The following is an 18,793-nucleotide window of genomic DNA, read 5'->3' as shown; positions in this document are numbered from 1 at the left end:
TGAGTTCAACTTCATAGAGTTTCGGTGGTCATAGCGTTAGGGAAACGCCCGGTTACATTCCGAACCCGGAAGCTAAGCCTTTCAGCGCCGATGGTACTGCAGGGGGGACCCTGTGGGAGAGTAGGACACCGCCGAACAATCATTGTGGGAAAGCCCCGCACCTTATGGTGCGGGGCTTTTCTGCGTTTACGGGCCGGAATCCCTTTCTGGGAGCCGTACCGGTGGTGTGGTCAGAGGCGGCCGGCTGCTTTCAGGGCGAGGTAGGCGTCGGCCAGGGCCGGGGCGAGGGTTTCAGGGGAGGCGTCGACGACCGTGACGCCGTGGCGGTGGAGCTGGTCGGCGGTCCGCGAGCGCTGCGACTGGGTCTGGGTGGCGGCGGCGGCCTCGTAGACAGCGTCGATGGTGCCCCGTGACGCCGCCATGCGGGCGATGTGGGGATCGGCCACGGAGGCCACCAGGACCGTGTGGCGCTGGGTGAGCTGAGGGAGGACCGGGAGGAGGCCTTCCTCGATCGGGGCGGCGTCGAGGCTCGTGAGCAGCACGATGAGGGAGCGGCGTGGCGCGCGGGCGAGGGCGGTCGCGGCGAGGCCCCGGGCGTCCGTCTCCACCAGCTCGGGTTCGAGGGGGGCGAGGGCGTTCACCACGGCAGGGAGGACGTCGCCGGCGGATCGGCCCTGGACCTGGGTGCGGAGGCGGCGGTCGTACGCGAGGAGGTCCACGCGGTCGCCGGCGCGGGAGGCGAGCGCGGCGAGGAGCAGGGCCGCGTCCATGGAGGCGTCGAGGCGGGGGACGTCGCCGACGCGGCCCGCGGAGGTGCGGCCGGTGTCGAGGACGATGAGGATGTGCCGGTCGCGTTCGGGGCGCCATGTGCGGACGGCGACCGTGTTCTGGCGGGCCGTGGCCCGCCAGTCGATCGAGCGGGTGTCGTCGCCGGGGACGTACTCGCGGAGACTGTCGAACTCCGTGCCCTCACCCCGGATCAGGACACTGGTGCGGCCGTCGAGTTCGCGGAGCCGGGCCAGGCGGGACGGCAGGTGCTTGCGGCTGGTGAAGGGCGGTAGGACACGGACCGTCCAGGGGACCTCGTGGTTGCCCTGGCGGGCCGCGAGGCCGAGGGGGCCGTACGAGCGGACGGTGATCCGTGCGGCGTGCCGGTCGCCGCGGCGCGTGGGGTGAAGGGTCGTGGTGAGGCGGCGGCGTTCGCCGGCGGGGACCTTCAGTGCGCTGCGGGACGCGGCGTGCTCGGTGCCGGGTACCCAGCTGCTGGGCGGCCAGGCGTCGCGGAGCTGGGCGCGAAGGGGCCTGCGGGACGGGTTGGTGACGGTGAGTCGGATGTCTGCGGCGTCACCGAGTCGAACGGATGTGTCACCGCTTCGGGTGAATTGCAGCTTTCGTACTGGCGCCGCCAGGGCGTAGTCGCACAGAATTGCTAGCGAGAGGGGCGCGTTCACCGCGAGCATCCCCGTCCAGCTGGGGGCGAGGATGCCGACGGGGAGCGATCCGAGGGCGGCGAGCAGCGCGGTTCGTCCGGTGAGGGCCATGGGGCGCCGTTCTCAGCGGGGTACGGGGACGTGGGCGAGGATCGAGTTGATGACGGAGTCGGGGGTGACCCCCTCCATCTCGGCCTCGGGCCGCAGGTGGATGCGATGGCGCAGGGTGGGGAGAGCGAGGGCCTTCACGTCGTCCGGGGTGACGTAGTCCCGGCCGGTGAGCCAGGCCCAGGCGCGGGCGGTGGAGAGCAGGGCGGTGGCGCCTCGGGGGGAGACCCCGAGCGAGAGCGAGGGGGATTCACGCGTGGCACGACAGATATCGACGACGTAGCCGGCGATCTCGGGGGAGACCGAGACCTTGGCGACGGCGGCTCGGGCAGCTTCGAGCTCGGCGGGGCCCGCGACGGGGCGGACGCCGGCGGCCTTCAGGTCGCGGGGGTCGAAACCTTCGGCGTGACGGGTGAGGACCTGGATCTCGTCCGCGCGTGAGGGCAGAGGGACCGTCAGCTTGAGGAGGAAACGGTCCAGTTGGGCCTCGGGGAGAGGGTAGGTGCCCTCGTACTCGACGGGGTTCTGGGTCGCTGCGACCAGGAACGGCTCGGGCAGGGCGCGGGGGGTGCCGTCGACGGTGACCTGACGCTCCTCCATCGCCTCCAGGAGGGAGGACTGGGTCTTCGGAGGCGTGCGGTTGATCTCGTCGGCGAGCAGCAGGTTGGTGAACACCGGACCGGGCTGGAAGGAGAACTCTGCGGTGCGGGTGTCGTAGACCAGGGAGCCGGTGACGTCGCTCGGCATCAGGTCGGGGGTGAACTGGACGCGCTTGGTGTCGAGTTCGAGAGCTGCGGCGAGCGAGCGGACCAGCAGGGTCTTGGCGACTCCGGGGACGCCTTCGAGGAGGACGTGCCCCCGGCAGAGCAGGGCGACGACGAGACCGGTGACGGCGGGGTCCTGGCCGACCACGGCCTTCGCGATCTCGGTGCGCAGGGCCTCCAGGGAGGCGCGGGCGCTGTCCGAGTTCGTAGCGGTCTCGGGGGTCGGGGCGCTCATGAGGTGCGTACCTCTCTTTCGAGGGCGTCGAGTTGGTCCGCCAGGCGGATGAGTGCGGCGTCGTCGGCGGGAGCCGGGCCGAAGAGGAGGGTGCGGGGGTCCGCGGTGGTGCCCGGGAGACGGGCGGAGAGTGCGGGGAGGAGGCGCTCGGGGGCGTGGGCGTCCTGGCGGGCGACGCCGAGCAGGGGGGCGAGGCGGGTGCGGGTCGCGGTGCGCAGGACGGTGGCGGCGCGGTCGCGGGCGTCGGCCTTGCGGTAGAGGCGGGCGCGGCCCTCGGTGGCTTCGGAGGCGCGGAGGGCGACCGGGAGTCGTTCGGTCACCAGGGGGCCGAGGCGGCGGCCGCGCCAGATGGCGGCGAGCAGGGCCGCGAGGGCGAGTTGGAGGGTGCCCCACAGCCATCCGGAAGGGACGAGGGAGAGGAAGTTCTCCGGGGTGTCGCCGGCGGTGTCGTCGGTGGCCGAAGTGTCGGCGAGGGAGGGGAGGTACCAGACGAGATGGGGCCGGGAGCCGAGGAGTTGAAGGGCGAGCGAGGCGTTGCCCTGCTGGTCGAGACGGTCGTTGGTCAGGATGTCGGGCGAACCGATGAGGACCGTGTCCGTGGTGCCGGGCCCGGGGAGGCGGACCAGGGTCGGCAGGCCGCCGGAGGGGTAGCAGGTGTCGGCGGTGGTGCCGGGGGAGGTGAGGTAGCGCTCGCCGCCGAGGTCGACGCTGCCCGCGCGGGTGGCGGCGGGGACGGCGCAGGACGGGGCGAGGTTCCGCACGGAGGCGCTCGTGGCGGTGGTGACGCCGGGGGCCAGGGTGGCGAGCGAGGCCGTGCCCGCGCCGACGAGGACGGTGCGGCCGGTGGAGCGGGCCATGGCCGAGTGGAGGGTGGCCTGCTGGGTGCCCGTCAGGAGGTCGGGGGTGGTGACCAGGAGCGTGGAGGTGGGGTCGGTCGCGGACACGGCGTGGTCGAGGGTGGTGGCCAGGGTGATCGTGACGCCTCGGGCCCTGAGGAGTTCCGCGACGGCGCGGCTGCCGGAAGGGTCGGGGGAGCGGGGGTCGAGGGCGCCGTGGGAGTCGCCGGAGCGGACCGTCGCGAGAGCGATGCCGCCGATCAGGACGAGGGCGACGACCAGGGCGGCGCCGCGGACCCGGGTCCAGACCCGGCGGGCGGAGGGGGCGGTCGATGTGGGGGCGGTGGCCACGCGGCTCATGCGGGAGCCTCCGTGGAGGCTGCGTCGAGGGCGGGGCGGGTGCGCTCCAGGGCGGTGTCGAGTGCTTCGACGCGGCGGTACGCGGGTTCGTCGGCGGTGCGGCCGCCGTATGTGACGTCGTCGAAGGTGCGGGCCGCGAGGCGCAGGTCGTCCGCGTGGGAGGGCAGGGAACGGCCGGCCTCGGCGGCGGCCTCGTCGGCGGTGCGGCCGGGGCGGGGGTCGAGCAGGGTGCGCTCCTCCAGCGAGCGGACGATGGCCCGCATCCGTTCCTGGACCGCCTCGTTCCAGCGGCCGGCGGAAGCGTGGCGGGCGGCGGCCGAGCGGTGCTCGCGGGCGGTGCGGGGGCCGTCGGCGAAGAGGGAGTCCCCGGTGGTGCCGGCGGTCCGGTGCGGGGTGCCCAGGCGCCACCAGAGGGCGGCGACGAGGGCGATCACGACCAGGACGACGGCGACGATGCCGACGACACCGCCCGGGGTGGCGTCCGACATGGCGCCGAACAGGTCGTCGAGCCACTCCCAGAAGCGGTCGAGGCCGCGCTGGAGGAGGCTCGGGTCGTTCTGGTGGTACGCCGGATCGGACAGCTCCCGCTCCGCCGCCTCGCGGGCGGGGAGGCGGGAGATGTCCACCGGTACGCCGTCGTCGGCGAGCAGTCGTGTCGGCGGTGCCGCGGTCGTTCCCCCCGTGACCGTCACGGCATCAGCCTCCGACGGTGCGGTCGCCGGGGGCGGGGTCGTAGCCGGCGAGTCCGGCGGCCCGGGCCAGTTCGAGGTCCAGGGCTTCGCGGCGGATGCGCTGGTCGATGTAGAGCAGGACGGTCACGCCGGCGGAGATCGGGAAGGTGACCGCGCTGGTGATCACGCCGCCGATGCCCGTGATGATCAGGAACGGCCAGCCGAAGGAGGGGGGCGTGCCGGAGAGGAGGCCCGAGAAGCCGTCGCCGTCGACCGCGATGCCCACGATGGTGAACGGGATCGCGATGATCATGGCGAAGAGGAAGATCAGCAGCTGGGTGAGCAGCGTGATCCCGAAGATCCGCCACCACGAGCCCTGCACCAGCTTGGCCGAGCGCTTCAGGGACCGGATCACGCCCTGGCGTTCGAGCATCAGGGCGGGAGAGGCGAGGCTGAAGCGGATGACCAGCCAGACGGCGGCCGCCATGGCGCCGAGGCCGCCGAGGACGACGAGCGCCACCCCGGGGGCGCCGCCGATCAGAAGCCCCGGGAGGAGGCCGACGCAGACGACGGCCGCGCCCAGACCCGCGGTCAGCAGGGTCAGTCCGATCAGCTGGAGCAGGCGGGGGCGGGCCTCCTGCCAGGCGGAGCTCAGCGAGACCGGGCGGCCCAGGACGGCGCGGCTGATGACGACGGTGAGCAGGGCCGCGCTGACCGTGGACGCCATCAGCGTGACCAGCAGGGACGGGCCCAGGCCGATCAGCGAGGACTGGAACGAATCGAGGGACTGCTGGAGCTGCTCGGCGGGTGTGGCGTCCGCGCTGACCGCCTCGGTCGCGGGGACGAGATACCGCTGGGCGAGGATGTCGGCGATCTGGGAGATCACCGCGACCGTGACCGTGATGGTCAGCACCGTGCGCCAGTAGGTGCGCAGGGTCTTCGCCGCGCCGTCGAGGATCTCTCCCATGCCGAGCGGGCGCAGCGGTATCACCCCGGGCTTCGCGGCCGGCGGCCTGCCCCAGTTCACGGGAGGAGGCGGGGCTCCCCAGTTCTGACCGGGGCCGGGGGGCGGCGGCGTCTGTCCGGTGGGCGGGGACCACTGGCCGGCGGGCGGCTGGTCCTTCGACCACTGGGGGGCGGAGCCGTTCGCGTCGGCGGGGGCGGCGGGCCGGGGGACCCCGGAGCCGTCCTGGCCGTCGGAGGGGGCGGATCCGGGCGAGGTCCAGCCCGGAGTGTCGTTCACGGTCGTCCACCTCGGAGGATTGGTCGCGGTGCCGGATCGGCGAAACCGGCTCGGTCACGGCGGCCGACACCTGACGCGGCGGCGGGCCGGGTGCCATCGTGCCACGCGGGGCTCACCCGCGGGCGGGGGCCGCCGACTCGTTCGTACCTTTGTCCGGACCTTCCTTGTGCGAGCGGGAGGCGGCACACTCTGCGGATGCCTGATCAGGCTGCGGGATTCGTGCGATGACGGGTTTGGCGGGGTGTGGAACGGCCCTCCCTTCCGAAGGTGGCGCCGGTGCTGGTGGCCGTGATTGCTGCGGCGTCCGGCGAGTGGTGTGGCCGGGAGGGAGGTGGCTGTGCGAGTGGCGGGTTCCTCGGGGATGGTGGGGAGCGTGACGTCGCGCGCCAGGAGGAACTGGTTACCGCCGGGAAGGATGTGGGGCGCTTCCGTGAAGTGGGGCGTTCTGCCGCATGGGCTGTGGGTGGTGGCGCGGGGTACGGTTCTGCGCGACCACGGGGGACACGGGGGTGACTTCCATGACTGACATCAACACCCACGGACACGGGCAGTCACCGACGGTTGATCAAGGGCGTCGCCGCAGGTCAGTGAGGTATCTCACCAGCCGCCTTAGGACTGATACGGAAATGGGATGATGTCGATATGAAGGGACGCGTTCTTGTCGTCGACGACGACACCGCACTGGCCGAGATGCTCGGCATCGTGCTGCGGGGTGAAGGGTTCGAGCCGTCGTTCGTCGCGGACGGTGACAAGGCGCTTGCCGCATTCCGGGAGGCCAAGCCTGACCTGGTGCTGCTCGACCTGATGTTGCCCGGACGGGACGGCATCGAGGTGTGCCGGCTCATCAGGGCCGAGTCGGGTGTGCCGATCGTCATGCTCACGGCCAAGAGCGACACGGTGGACGTGGTGGTGGGCCTGGAGTCCGGCGCCGACGACTACATCGTGAAGCCGTTCAAGCCGAAGGAGCTCGTCGCCCGTATCCGGGCGCGGCTGCGGAGGTCCGAGGAGCCGGCGCCGGAGCAGCTGACCATCGGCGACCTGGTCATCGACGTGGCCGGGCACTCGGTGAAGCGGGACGGGCAGTCCATCGCCCTGACCCCGCTCGAGTTCGACCTGCTCGTCGCGCTGGCGCGCAAGCCGTGGCAGGTCTTCACCCGTGAGGTCCTGCTGGAGCAGGTCTGGGGTTACCGGCACGCGGCCGACACCCGGCTGGTGAACGTGCACGTCCAGCGACTGCGCTCGAAGGTCGAGAAGGACCCGGAGCGCCCGGAGATCGTGGTGACCGTCCGTGGCGTCGGATACAAGGCGGGGCCGAGCTGACATGAGCGCAGGCAGTACTGCTCCGAAGCCCGGGGATCCGGGAGTCCGTACGGGGCGGACTGCCGGACCGGGGCGGGGGGGCTCGCGTTCCGGCCGTCTGCCGCGCGGCGGACGGCTCCTCCAGGACGGCGCGCCGGGAGGAACCGTCTTCCGGCTCTTCGTGCGCTGGGTGCGCCGCCCGCTGCTGCCCGCCCTGCGGCTGTGGCGGCGGAACATCCAGCTGCGGGTCGTCGCCGGCACCCTCCTGATGTCGCTCGGCGTGGTGCTGCTGCTCGGCATCGTCGTGATCGGGCAGGTCCGCAACGGCCTGTTCGAAGCCAAGGAGAAAGCCGCCCAGAGCCAGGCCGCCGGCGGGTTCTCCGCCGCCCAGGACCGGGCGGCGACCACGTCGTCGGCCCCTGGCCAGCAGGAGGGCGTCCGGGCGGGCGCGTCCGTGAACTGGCGCTCCACGCTGGTCGAGCAACTCGCCAGCGGTGGTCAGAGCGCCTTCAACGTGGTCGCGCTCTCCCTCGACACCGGTGAGGCCGCGAGCCGCGGTGCCCGCGCCTCCGGCGAGGTCGACCCGACCACGAGCATCCCCGCCGAACTGCGGCACTCGGTGGCCCAGGGCACGGACACGTTCCAGCAGTCCACCCGGATCCACTACACCAGCGGCAAGGCGTCCGAGAGCGGGCTGGTGATCGGCAAGCGGCTGAACGACGCCGAGGGCAAGCAGTACGAGCTCTACTACCTCTTCCCGCTGACGCAGGAGGAGGACTCCCTCACCCTGGTCAAGGGCACGCTGGCGACCGCCGGACTGTTCGTGGTCGTGCTGCTCGGCGCCATCGCCTGGCTCATGGTGCGCCAGGTCGTCACGCCCGTACGGATGGCCGCGGGGATCGCCGAGCGGCTCTCCGCCGGCCGGCTCCAGGAGCGGATGAAGGTCACCGGCGAGGACGACATCGCACGGCTCGGCGAGGCCTTCAACAAGATGGCGCAGAGCCTCCAGCTGAAGATCCAGCAGCTGGAGGAGCTGTCGCGGATGCAGCGGCGGTTCGTCTCGGACGTGTCGCACGAGCTGCGCACCCCGCTGACCACGGTCCGGATGGCGGCCGACGTCATCCACGAGGCGCGGGTCGACTTCGACCCCGTGACCGCGCGGTCCGCCGAGCTCCTCGGCGACCAGCTCGACCGCTTCGAGTCGCTGCTCTCGGACCTCCTGGAGATCAGCCGCTTCGACGCGGGAGCGGCGGCGCTGGAGGCCGAGCCGATAGACCTGCGCCAGGTCGTCCGGCGGGTGATCGGCGGTGCCGAACCCCTCGCCGAGCGCAAGGGCACCCGGATCGTCGTCGTCGGCGACAAGCAGCCCGTGGTGGCCGAGGCGGACGCCCGCCGGGTCGAGCGGGTGCTGCGCAACCTCGTCGTCAACGCCGTCGAGCACGGCGAGGGCCGGGACGTGGTGGTGAAGCTGGCCGCCGCGGGCGGGGCCGTCGCCGTCGCCGTCCGCGACTACGGCGTCGGGCTCAAGCCGGGCGAGGCGACCCGGGTCTTCAACCGCTTCTGGCGCGCCGACCCGGCCCGCGCCCGCACCACCGGCGGCACGGGCCTCGGCCTGTCGATCGCCGTCGAGGACGCCCGACTGCACGGCGGCTGGCTCCAGGCCTGGGGCGAGCCCGGTGGCGGTTCGCAGTTCCGGCTGACCCTGCCGCGCACCGCGGACGAGCCGCTGCGGGGTTCCCCGATCCCGCTGGAGCCGGAGGACTCGCGGCGCAACCGCGAGCAGGCGGCCGCGGGGCGTGCCCAGGAGAACGCGCACCGGGCGGCGGTGCCGGCGCAGGCCGCCGGAGAGCGGCCCTCGCTCTCCGTACCGCCGAGGCTGCCCGCGCCGTCGCGGGCGACCGTCGACCCGACGGCCCTGCCCGGCAGCGGTGCGCGGGTGGTCGCGCGCGCGGCGACGGAGACCGACGGCGGAGAGACGACCACGGCGGGGGCCGGTGGGAACGGGAACGCGGAGCGGGAGGACGGGACACGTGGGCGCTGACTCCCGAGCGGAGCACGCGGGGCGGGGACGGGTGACGCGGGCAGTCGTGCTGGCCGCGTGCGGCGGGATGCTCATGACCGCCTGCGCGACGATGCCCGACAGCGGTGACGTCCAGGAGGTGAAGGGGGCCAACCAGGGCGACTCGCAGGTGCGGGTGTACGCCGTCGCGCCCCGCGACAACGCCGAACCGGACGAGATCGTCGACGGCTTCCTCGAAGCCATGACCAGTGACGACCCGGGCTTCGCCACCGCCCGCAAGTACCTGACGAACAAGGCCGCGCGGAGCTGGAAGCCCGAGCAGAGCATCACCGTGCTCACCACCGCGCCCGACCGCGAGCCGGCCGACCGCAACGCCGACCCCGAGAACCAGGGCCGCGCCTACCCGCTCTCCGGGCGCAGGATCGCGACGGTGGACGGCCGCCACGCGTACCAGCCGGTCAGCCCCGCCGAGTACGTGCAGTCGATCCACGTCGTGCAGCAGCCGACGGCGAACGGCAAGGGCAAGGAGTGGCGCATCGACAGCCTCCCGCCCGGCCTGGTGCTCGGCGAGGCCGATTTCCTGCGCAACTACCGCTCGGTCAACAAGTACTACTTCGCCTCCGGGGAGGACTGGGTCGTCGCCGACCCCGTCTACATCCGGCAGCGGCAGGACCCGGTCACCCGGATGGATCCGGTGACGCAGACGGTCAAGGCGCTGCTCGAAGGCCCGACGAACTGGCTGAAGCCCGCCGTCGACTCGTCGTTCCTCTCCGGTACGGAGCTGAAGGAGGGCGTCACCACGCTCGCGCCGGACGACCAGTCCACGCTGCGGGTGCCGCTCAACGCCAAGGCGGACCGGGCGGGCGGCGACGCCTGCCGGCGGATGGCCGCGCAGCTGCTGTTCACGCTCGGCGACCTGACGTCCGTGCGGGTCGAGCAGGTGGAGCTCCTCGGCTCCGGCGGCCAGTCGCTGTGCCGGCTGGGCAAGGGGCAGGCGGCCGAGTTCGCCGCGGTCCGCGACACCGACCGTGGCGAGAACCCGTACTTCGTCGACGGCCACGGCAGGCTGACGATGCTGATGATCGGCGCCAAGGAGTCCGCCACGCCGACCGAGGTGCCCGGGCCGCTCGGCAAGGGCGGCACCCAGCTCCGGTCCGTCGCCGTCGACCGGGGCGAGACCCGGGCCGCCGGGGTCGGGGCGACCGGCCGTGAGCTGTACGTCTCCTCGATCACCGCCGAGCAGGAGCCGCCCGTCGCGATCCTCAAGAGCAAGGCCGCCCGGCCCGAGGACCGGCTGTCCGCGCCCAGCTGGGACGGCCGCGGCGATCTGTGGGTCGCCGACCGGGACCCCGCGTCGCCGCGCCTGTGGATGGTGCCGGACGGCACCGGCGAGCCCGTCGAGGTCCGTACGCCCTGGCTGGACGACGACGCCCGGATCGAGTCGCTGCGGGTCTCCGCGGACGGCGTCCGGGTCGCGCTGGTCGTGACCCGGGGCGAGCGCACGACCCTCCAGATCGGCCGGGTCCAGCGGCAGACGACGGGTGACGAGCCGGTCGTCTCCGTCCTCGACCTCCAGCCCGCCACACCCCGGATGGAGTCGGTCACGGCCGTCTCCTGGGCCGGTCCGAGCCGGCTCGTCGTGGTCGGCAGGGAAGCGGGCGGCGTGCAGCAGATCCGTTACCTCCAGACCGACGGCTCGACGTCGGCGACCTCGGTGCTGCCCGGTCTGGACGGGGTGACCTCGGTCGCCGCGCCGCACAACGACAAGACGCCCGTCGTCGCCGACTCCGGCAGCGACGGCATCGTCCGCCTCGTGCCGGGGACGAACTGGCAGCCGGTGGTCAAGACGGGGCTCTCGCCGGTCTATCCGGGGTAGCGGGAGCGGGGGCGGGATCCGACGGGATGGGGCGGTTTCCCGCCGAGACCGCCGCGCCCCCGGGCCCAGGGGTGATCCGGCCAGGAAGCCCCGTCGGCCGGAGCAGGGGCAGGGCCGGGAGGCCCTGGCCGGCGCGGGAGCAGGGCCGGGAAGCGTCCTCGGGGGTACGTCCGGGAGCATCGGCACCTGACGTACTCGGGAGGGCTTCGCGGGGTTTTCCACAGGGGTGGCCGAGGGGCGCCGGGAGGCGCACAGTGGAGCCATGCGGGGGTGGTGGCGGGAGATCGCCGGGCTGGTGCTGCCGGTCGCCTGCGGAGGCTGCGGCAGGCCGCGGACGGAGCTGTGTCCGTCGTGCGCGGTCGCGCTGCGCGGTACGGGGCCGAGCCGGGTGCGGCCCTCGCCCGAGCCCGCCGGGCTGCCGGTGGTGCATGCCGCGGCGCCGTACGCCGATGCCGTACGGGAACTGCTGCTCGCCCACAAGGAGCGCGGGGCGCTCGGGCTGGCCCGGCCCCTGGGCGGAGCGCTCGCCGCGGCCGTGGAGGCCGCTGCGGGGCCGCAGGCGGGCCCCGGGGGACGTCCGCTGCTCCTTGTACCGGTGCCGTCGTCCCGGCGTTCCGTACGGGCGCGTGGGCACGATCCGACGCGCCGGATCGCGCTCGCGGCGGCGGCCGGGCTGCGGAGGTCGGGGCGGCCGGCGCGGGTCGTGCCCGTGCTGCGCCAACGGCGGTACGTGGCGGACCAGGCGGGGCTGGGGGCGCGTGGGCGGCTCGCGAACCTGGCCGGGGCACTGGAGGTCGCGCCGGGCGGCGAGCGGCTCCTGACGGCGGGAAGGGTGGTCCTCGTGGACGACCTGATGACCACGGGCGCCTCGCTCGCGGAGGCGGCGCGCGCCCTCGGAGCCGTACACCCGCCGTTCATTCGAGGAATACCGCACGGCTTACCGGCGGGTTCGGCGCAGCGCGAATTCGAACAGCGGGTAGGGGCTGTGATCGCATCCTCTCCAGCTTCGTTCGGAATAAACCGGAACTCGCGGGGAAGTTGGATCGTTGCAGGTGGTGAGTGGTGAAAGCACTCGAACGGAGCTATGTCGCGGTAGCGGGTGCCGACACCCGTCCGAAGGGGCTATGTTCGGTTGTGAGGAATGGCGAACGCCATCGCCTCACCGAATACATGGTTGCGCCTACAGGACGGGAGTTCAGGGCGAATTAACCTCTTGTCGATGGGGTGGGGATCTTGTCGACTGGGGAGGAGGAGGTGAAAGTCGCCAAGTCCGAGCTCCGGTAATCCACCGGAGTCTGGTGCAAAGGGAGATCCCCGGCGGCCAAGGAGCCGACCAGGGCGATCCGGGAACGGAGTTCTGCGTGGACATCGTCGTCAAGGGCCGCAAGACCGAGGTGCCCGAGCGGTTCCGCAAGCACGTGGCCGAGAAGCTGAAGCTGGAGAAGATCCAGAAGCTCGACGGCAAGGTGATCAGCCTCGACGTCGAGGTGTCCAAGGAGCACAACCCGCGGCAGGCCGACCGGTCCGACCGCGTGGAGATCACCCTCCACTCCCGAGGCCCGGTGATCCGGGCGGAGGCTGCGGCAGGCGACCCGTACGCAGCGCTCGACCTCGCCAGCGACAAGCTCGAGGCACGACTGCGCAAGCAGCACGACAAGCGATACACCCGCCGCGGCAACGGCAGGCTGTCGGCAGCGGAGGTCGGGGACGTGGTGCCCGGCGCCGCGCAGCTCAACGGAGACGGCCAACTGGCCGCCGACGAGCCCGACAAGGTGCCCACCACGATGATGGGCTCGATCGAAGTCCAGGGCGAAGGCCCGCTGGTGGTCCGCGAGAAGACCCACCGGGCCGCCCCGATGACGCTCGACCAGGCGCTCTACGAGATGGAGCTGGTCGGCCACGACTTCTACCTTTTCGTCGACTCCGACAACAAGCAGCCGAGCGTCGTCTACCGGCGACACGCGTACGACTACGGCGTCATCCACCTGGAGAGCGACCCGCTCGCCGAGGGCGGCGGCGCCGGCGGTGCACTCGGCGGCTGACCGGCCGCCGCACCCGCACCACCCCCTACCTCAGCTGTCCCATTCGGTGCCCCTGGAGCGCTTGGCGTCTCCCAGGGGCACCCCCGTGCGTGCATCGAGCACCCCAGCGCCGCCGGGGCATGAAATCATGGCGTGCACGCCAACCGGTGCTCTCCGAGCAGCGGTTGAAGGACCGGAAACGAATTCAGGCCACGGCCTTCAGGGGGAGGAACGATGGCGGACAGCTTCGGGCCGGTGCTCAGCGGGCGCGAGCACGGTGGTGTGGTCCCGGAGGGATCGGAATCGGACAGCGGTGCATTCCGCAAAGAGCCGATCCGGGTCCTCGTCGTGGACGACCACGCCCTCTTCCGCCGCGGACTGGAGATCGTCCTCGCGCAGGAGGAGGACATCCAGGTGGTCGGAGAGGCCGGTGACGGTGCCGAGGCCGTCGACAAGGCCGCCGATCTGCTGCCCGACATCGTCCTGATGGACGTGCGCATGCCCCGGCGCGGTGGCATCGAGGCGTGCACCTCCATCAAGGAGGTGGCCCCCAGCGCGAAGATCATCATGCTGACGATCAGCGACGAGGAGGCCGACCTCTACGACGCGATCAAGGCCGGGGCCACCGGCTACCTCCTCAAGGAGATCTCCACCGACGAGGTCGCGACGGCGATCCGGGCGGTCGCGGACGGACAGTCGCAGATCAGCCCGTCGATGGCGTCGAAGCTCCTCACCGAGTTCAAGTCGATGATCCAGCGCACCGACGAGCGCCGACTGGTGCCCGCGCCCCGGCTCACCGACCGCGAGCTGGAGGTCCTCAAGCTCGTCGCGACCGGGATGAACAACCGGGACATCGCCAAGGAGCTCTTCATCTCCGAGAACACGGTGAAGAACCACGTCCGCAACATCCTGGAGAAGCTCCAGCTGCACTCGCGGATGGAGGCCGTCGTCTACGCGATGCGCGAGAAGATCCTGGAGATCCGCTAGCCCAGCGCGGTCACGAGGGCGGCGGACAGTTCGGGGCGGTCGACGCGCTCGACCGAGACGGAGTCGCAGCCGACCCACTCGGCCGCCTCGCGCAGTGCCTGGGCGACGGCGGGCACGGCCTTGGGGCCGTCGAGGGTGATCTGGCGGGCGACGAGGGTGCGGCCCTCGCGGGCGGGGTCGACCCGGCCGACGAGGCGGCCGCCGGCGAGGACCGGCATCGCGAAGTAGCCGTGGACCCGCTTGGGCTTGGGCACGTACGCCTCAAGGCGGTGCGTGAAGCCGAAGATCCGCTCGGTGCGGGGACGCTCCCAGATCAGCGAGTCGAACGGCGAGAGCAGCGTCGTACGGTGCCGGCCGCGCGGCTCCGTCGCCAGCGCCGCCGGATCGGCCCAGGCGGGCTTCCCCCAGCCCGCCACCGACACCGGCACCAGACCCGAGGCCTCGACCACCGCGTCGAACTGCTCGGCTTTGATCCGGTGGTAGTCGGCGATGTCCGTGCGCGTGCCCACGCCGAGGGCCTCGCCCGCCTGCCGCACCAGGCGCCGCACGCACTCGGTGTCGTCCAGGTCGTCGTGGAGCAGCTCCTGCGGGATCGCCCGCTCGGCCAGGTCGTACACCCGCTTCCAGCTGCGCCGCTCCGTGACGACGACCTCGCCGTACATCAGCGCGCGCTCGACGGCGATCTTGGAGTCGGACCAGTCCCACCACTCGCCCTTGTTCTTCGCGCCGCCCAGCTCCGTCGCCGTCAGCGGTCCCTGGTCCCGCAGCTGGGCGATCACCTTGTCGTACGCCCCGGGCGACAGCTCGTGTCCCCAGTGCGGGCGGTTGCGGTAGGCGCGCCTGCGGAAGGCGAAGTGCGGCCACTCCTCGACGGGCAGCACGCAGGCGGCGTGCGACCAGTACTCGAAGGCGTGCGCCCCGGTCCAGTACGCGTCCTCGACGGTCGTACGGCCGACGGCGCCCAGGCGCGCGTACGGAATGAGCTCGTGGGAGCGGGCCAGTACGGAGATGGTGTCGAGCTGGACCTGGCCGAGCGACCTGAGGACCCCGCGCACCCCTGCCCTGCGGTCGGGCGCACCCAGGAAGCCCTGGGCGCGCAGCGCGATCCGGCGGGCGTCGTCGGCGGACAGTTCGGCGGCGGGGCGCGGCACAGTCGTCATGGACCGCACCCTAGGCCCCGGCACTGACAACCGGCCGCGGCCCGGCCTCGGGCGGTGTCCTGCCGGTCAGGCAGGGCTCGCGGGCCTGACCGGCCGGGCTGCCGCCCGGGCGGCACCGGGCCTGACCGGCAGGGCACCGCCTAGGCGGCACCGGACGGCAGGTTGCGGGCCGGGAGGTACGGGAGGGGGCTGGGCAGGCCGAAGTCGGAGGGCAGCAGGGCGGCGATCCAGGCGTCCCTGAGAGTGCCCTTGTTGGCCAGGGCGGCGCGCTGGGGGCCCTCCATGACGAAGCCGACCCGCTCGGCGACCGCGCGCGAGCCGACGTTGCCGACCTCGGCGCGCCAGACCAGGCGGGTGCAGCCGAGGCCGGTGAAGGCCCAGTGGGCGAGGGCCCGGACGGTCTCCGTCATGTAGCCGGCGCCGCGATGCTCCCTGGCCAGCCAGTAGCCGACCTCCCAGACGCCCTGGCCGCGACTGCCCAGCGAGGCCGCGGCGAGCAGCGGGCCCCCGGCGACCGGTTCGACGGCGAACGCGTACTCCGTGTCGTCGCGCCAGCCGTCCGGGGCCAGCCGCTGGACGAAGAGCTCGGCGTCCTCGCGCTTGTACGGGGAGGGGACGACGGTCCAGCGCTGGATGTCGGGGTCCTGGCAGACCGCGTACACCGCGTCGGTGTCCTCGGGGACGAAGTTGCGCAGCCTCAGTCGGTCCGTGGTGAGGGTGATGGGATCCATGCCGGGATTGTGGTGACCCCGCGGACCGGAAGCGAACACTTTTCGGGTGGGGCGGCACCTTCCGCCCACCTCGGACGTTCTCTTTACGGGCGGACGGACGGCTCCGGCACTGCGGGCCTCCCTCTGCGCGGGCGGTCTCGCTTACGATGGCCGTTGCGGTGGGGACCACCTGCCGTGCCCGCGCTCGCGTCCTTCACAAGACCCAGTGCCAGGCCCGACCGGCAAGGAGACCAGCCTCAGTGTCCGTCTTCAACAAGCTCATGCGTGCAGGCGAAGGCAAGATCCTGCGCAAACTGCACCGCATCGCGGACCAGGTCAACTCCATCGAAGAGGACTTCGTCAACCTCTCCGACGCCGACCTGCGGGCGCTCACCGAGGAGTACAAGCAGCGGTACGCCGACGGCGAGAGCCTCGACGACCTGATGCCCGAGGCGTTCGCGACGGTGCGCGAGGCCGCCAAGCGCGTCCTCGGCCAGCGCCACTACGACGTCCAGCTGATGGGCGGCGCCGCCCTCCACCTCGGCTACGTCGCCGAGATGAAGACCGGTGAGGGCAAGACCCTCGTCGGCACCCTCCCGGCGTACCTCAACGCGCTGTCCGGCAAGGGCGTGCACCTGATCACGGTCAACGACTACCTGGCCGAGCGTGACTCCGAGCTGATGGGCCGGGTGCACAAGTTCCTCGGCCTGACCGTCGGCTGCATCCTCGCCAACATGACGCCGGCCCAGCGCCGCGAGCAGTACAACTGCGACATCACGTACGGCACGAACAACGAGTTCGGCTTCGACTACCTCCGCGACAACATGGCGTGGTCCAAGGACGAGCTCGTCCAGCGCGGCCACAACTTCGCCTGTGTCGACGAGGTCGACTCCATCCTCGTCGACGAGGCCCGTACGCCGCTGATCATCTCCGGCCCGGCCGACCAGGCGACCAAGTGGTACGGCGACTTCGCGAAGCTCGTCACCCGCCTCTCCAAGGGCGAGCCCGGCAACCCGCTCAAGGGCATCGAGGAGACCGGCGACTACGAGGTCGACGAGAAGAAGCGCACCGTCGCCATCCACGAGGCCGGTGTCGCCAAGGTCGAGGACTGGCTGGGCATCGACAACCTCTACGAGTCGGTGAACACCCCGCTCGTCGGTTACCTGAACAACGCCATCAAGGCGAAGGAACTGTTCAAGAAGGACAAGGACTACGTCGTCATGGACGGCGAAGTCATGATCGTCGACGAGCACACCGGCCGTATCCTCGCCGGCCGCCGCTACAACGAGGGCATGCACCAGGCGATCGAGGCGAAGGAAGGGGTGGCGATCAAGGACGAGAACCAGACCCTCGCCACCATCACCCTGCAGAACTTCTTCCGCCTGTACTCGAAGCTCTCCGGCATGACCGGTACGGCCATGACCGAGGCCGCCGAGTTCCACCAGATCTACAAGCTGGGCGTCGTGCCGATCCCGACGAACCGGCCGATGGTCCGCAAGGACCAGTCCGACCTGATCTACCGGACCGAGGTCGCCAAGTTCGCCGCCGTCGTCGACGACATCGCGGAGAAGCACGAGAAGGGCCAGCCGATCCTCGTCGGCACGACCTCCGTCGAGAAGTCCGAGTACCTCTCGCAGCAGCTCTCCAAGCGCGGCGTCCAGCACGAGGTCCTCAACGCCAAGCACCACGAGCGCGAGGCCAGCATCGTCGCCCAGGCCGGCCGCCGCGGCGCCGTCACGGTCGCCACGAACATGGCCGGCCGCGGTACGGACATCAAGCTCGGCGGCAACCCGGACGACCTCGCCGAGGCCGAGCTGCGCCAGGCGGGCCTGGACCCGGTCGAGCACGTCGAGGAGTGGGCCGCCGCCCTCCCCGCCGCCCTGGAGCGCGCCGAGAAGGCCGTGAAGGCGGAGTTCGAGGAGGTCAAGGAGCTCGGCGGTCTGTACGTCCTGGGCACCGAGCGCCACGAGTCCCGCCGCATCGACAACCAGCTGCGCGGTCGTTCCGGCCGTCAGGGCGACCCCGGCGAGTCCCGCTTCTACCTCTCCCTCGGCGACGACCTCATGCGGCTGTTCAAGGCGCAGATGGTCGAGCGCGTGATGGCCATGGCCAACGTGCCGGACGACGTGCCGATCGAGAACAAGATGGTCACCCGCGCCATCGCCTCCGCCCAGTCCCAGGTCGAGACCCAGAACTTCGAGACGCGCAAGAACGTCCTGAAGTACGACGAGGTCCTCAACCGGCAGCGCGAGGTCATCTACGGCGAGCGGCGCCGCGTCCTGGAGGGCGAGGACCTGCACGAGCAGATCCAGCACTTCATGGACGACACGATCGACGACTACATCCGCCAGGAGACCGCCGAGGGCTTCGCGGAGGAGTGGGACCTCGACCGTCTGTGGAACGCCTTCAAGCAGCTCTACCCGGTGAAGGTCACCGTGGAGGAGCTGGAGGACGCGGCCGGGGACCGGGCGGGCATCACCGCCGAGTTCATCGCCGAGTCGATCAAGGACGACATCCACGAGCAGTACGAGACGCGCGAGAAGCAGCTCGGCTCGGAGATCATGCGCGAGCTGGAGCGCCGCGTGGTCCTCTCCGTCCTGGACCGCAAGTGGCGCGAGCACCTCTACGAGATGGACTACCTCCAGGAGGGCATCGGCCTGCGCGCCATGGCGCAGAAGGACCCGCTGGTCGAGTACCAGCGCGAGGGCTTCGACATGTTCACCGCCATGATGGAGGGCATCAAGGAGGAGTCCGTCGGCTACCTGTTCAACCTGGAGGTCCAGGTCGAGCAGCAGGTCGAGGAGGTCCCCGTGCAGGCGAGCGCGCCTTCGCTCACCAAGGAGGACGCCGTCCCGGCTCCCGCCGGACGTCCGGAGATCCGCGCCAAGGGCCTCGACGCCCCGCAGCGGCCGGACCGGCTGCACTTCTCCGCGCCGACCGTCGACGGTGACGGCGGTGTCGTCGAGGGCGACTTCGCCTCCGACGACGAGGGCGACGGGATGACCCGGGCCGAGCGGCGCAAGGCGCAGAAGAACGCGGGCGGCGGCGGGCGTCGTCGCAAGAAGTGACGCCG

Annotated in this window: 14 protein-coding genes and 1 rRNA gene; 8 read left to right on the top strand and 7 right to left on the bottom strand. The window is 71.8% G+C overall.

The annotated features are described in order from the left end of the window. Window positions 1–20: 20 nt before the first annotated feature. A 5S ribosomal RNA gene (gene rrf, locus MRBLMG1_RS17365) occupies window positions 21–137 on the top strand. Between the two features lie 93 nt (window positions 138–230). Here the strand turns inward: rrf and MRBLMG1_RS17360 are convergent. From MRBLMG1_RS17360 to MRBLMG1_RS17340, 5 genes are read right to left on the bottom strand one after another with little or no spacing between them, the layout of a single operon-like run. Continuing rightward, window positions 231–1,541: a DUF58 domain-containing protein gene (locus MRBLMG1_RS17360; protein WP_367824921.1), complete on the bottom strand. Its 1,311-nt coding sequence runs from the start codon at window positions 1,539–1,541 to the stop codon at window positions 231–233. Between the two features lie 12 nt (window positions 1,542–1,553). Continuing rightward, window positions 1,554–2,537 (bottom strand): AAA family ATPase, encoded by a 984-nt coding sequence (locus tag MRBLMG1_RS17355; protein WP_367824920.1) that lies wholly within the window; start codon window positions 2,535–2,537, stop codon window positions 1,554–1,556. Then, window positions 2,534–3,733: a DUF4350 domain-containing protein gene (locus tag MRBLMG1_RS17350; protein ID WP_367824919.1), complete on the bottom strand. Its 1,200-nt coding sequence runs from the start codon at window positions 3,731–3,733 to the stop codon at window positions 2,534–2,536. Before MRBLMG1_RS17350 ends, MRBLMG1_RS17355 begins: the two co-directional genes overlap by 4 nt. Then, window positions 3,730–4,425, bottom strand: coding sequence for a DUF4129 domain-containing protein (locus MRBLMG1_RS17345; protein WP_367824918.1), 696 nt, complete (start codon window positions 4,423–4,425; stop codon window positions 3,730–3,732). The genes MRBLMG1_RS17350 and MRBLMG1_RS17345 overlap by 4 nt, the downstream gene beginning before the upstream one ends. A 4-nt stretch (window positions 4,426–4,429) precedes the next feature. Next, complete coding sequence (locus tag MRBLMG1_RS17340) at window positions 4,430–5,647, bottom strand: hypothetical protein (protein WP_367824917.1); 1,218 nt, start codon at window positions 5,645–5,647, stop codon at window positions 4,430–4,432. A 642-nt stretch (window positions 5,648–6,289) separates the two neighbouring features. Here MRBLMG1_RS17340 and mtrA point away from each other — a divergent pair. The 6 genes from mtrA (at window position 6,290) to MRBLMG1_RS17310 (ending at window position 13,850) form a co-directional block, all read left to right on the top strand. Continuing rightward, the gene (gene mtrA, locus MRBLMG1_RS17335) at window positions 6,290–6,967 is read left to right on the top strand and encodes a two-component system response regulator MtrA (RefSeq protein ID WP_010356958.1); all 678 of its coding nucleotides are present in this window, start codon (window positions 6,290–6,292) and stop codon (window positions 6,965–6,967) included. A 1-nt stretch (window position 6,968) separates the two neighbouring features. Next, the gene (mtrB, locus tag MRBLMG1_RS17330; RefSeq protein ID WP_367824916.1) at window positions 6,969–8,987 is read left to right on the top strand and encodes an MtrAB system histidine kinase MtrB; all 2,019 of its coding nucleotides are present in this window, start codon (window positions 6,969–6,971) and stop codon (window positions 8,985–8,987) included. Beyond that, entirely contained in the window at window positions 8,977–10,842 is a 1,866-nt protein-coding gene (locus MRBLMG1_RS17325) for an LpqB family beta-propeller domain-containing protein (RefSeq protein WP_414721596.1), read from the top strand. The genes mtrB and MRBLMG1_RS17325 overlap by 11 nt, the downstream gene beginning before the upstream one ends. Before the next feature lie 262 nt (window positions 10,843–11,104). After that, on the top strand, window positions 11,105–11,908 hold the full coding sequence (locus MRBLMG1_RS17320) for a ComF family protein (RefSeq protein WP_367824915.1): 804 nt from the start codon (window positions 11,105–11,107) through the stop codon (window positions 11,906–11,908). Window positions 11,909–12,203: 295 nt separating this feature from the next. After that, window positions 12,204–12,884, top strand: coding sequence for a ribosome hibernation-promoting factor, HPF/YfiA family (hpf, locus tag MRBLMG1_RS17315; protein ID WP_366304815.1), 681 nt, complete (start codon window positions 12,204–12,206; stop codon window positions 12,882–12,884). 213 nt (window positions 12,885–13,097) lie between these two features. Beyond that, complete coding sequence (locus MRBLMG1_RS17310; RefSeq protein ID WP_367824914.1) at window positions 13,098–13,850, top strand: response regulator; 753 nt, start codon at window positions 13,098–13,100, stop codon at window positions 13,848–13,850. Here the strand turns inward: MRBLMG1_RS17310 and MRBLMG1_RS17305 are convergent. After that, a complete protein-coding gene (locus MRBLMG1_RS17305; RefSeq protein ID WP_367824913.1) occupies window positions 13,847–15,010 on the bottom strand; it encodes a winged helix-turn-helix domain-containing protein in 1,164 nt (387 codons plus the stop codon). The two genes, MRBLMG1_RS17310 and MRBLMG1_RS17305, sit on opposite strands and share 4 nt — an antisense overlap. 140 nt (window positions 15,011–15,150) lie before the next feature. Continuing rightward, entirely contained in the window at window positions 15,151–15,741 is a 591-nt protein-coding gene (locus MRBLMG1_RS17300; RefSeq protein WP_367824912.1) for a GNAT family N-acetyltransferase, read from the bottom strand. A gap of 239 nt (window positions 15,742–15,980) precedes the next feature. Here MRBLMG1_RS17300 and secA point away from each other — a divergent pair, with 239 nt between their 5' ends. Continuing rightward, window positions 15,981–18,788 (top strand): preprotein translocase subunit SecA, encoded by a 2,808-nt coding sequence (gene secA / locus MRBLMG1_RS17295; protein WP_367824911.1) that lies wholly within the window; start codon window positions 15,981–15,983, stop codon window positions 18,786–18,788. Window positions 18,789–18,793: the final 5 nt, after the last annotated feature.

Source organism: Streptomyces sp. LMG1-1-1.1 (genome assembly GCF_040815545.1).
Classification (GTDB): Bacteria; Actinomycetota; Actinomycetes; order Streptomycetales; family Streptomycetaceae; genus Streptomyces.
Note: the sequence above shows the minus strand (reverse complement) of the source record. Positions and strands in the feature narration are given on the sequence as shown.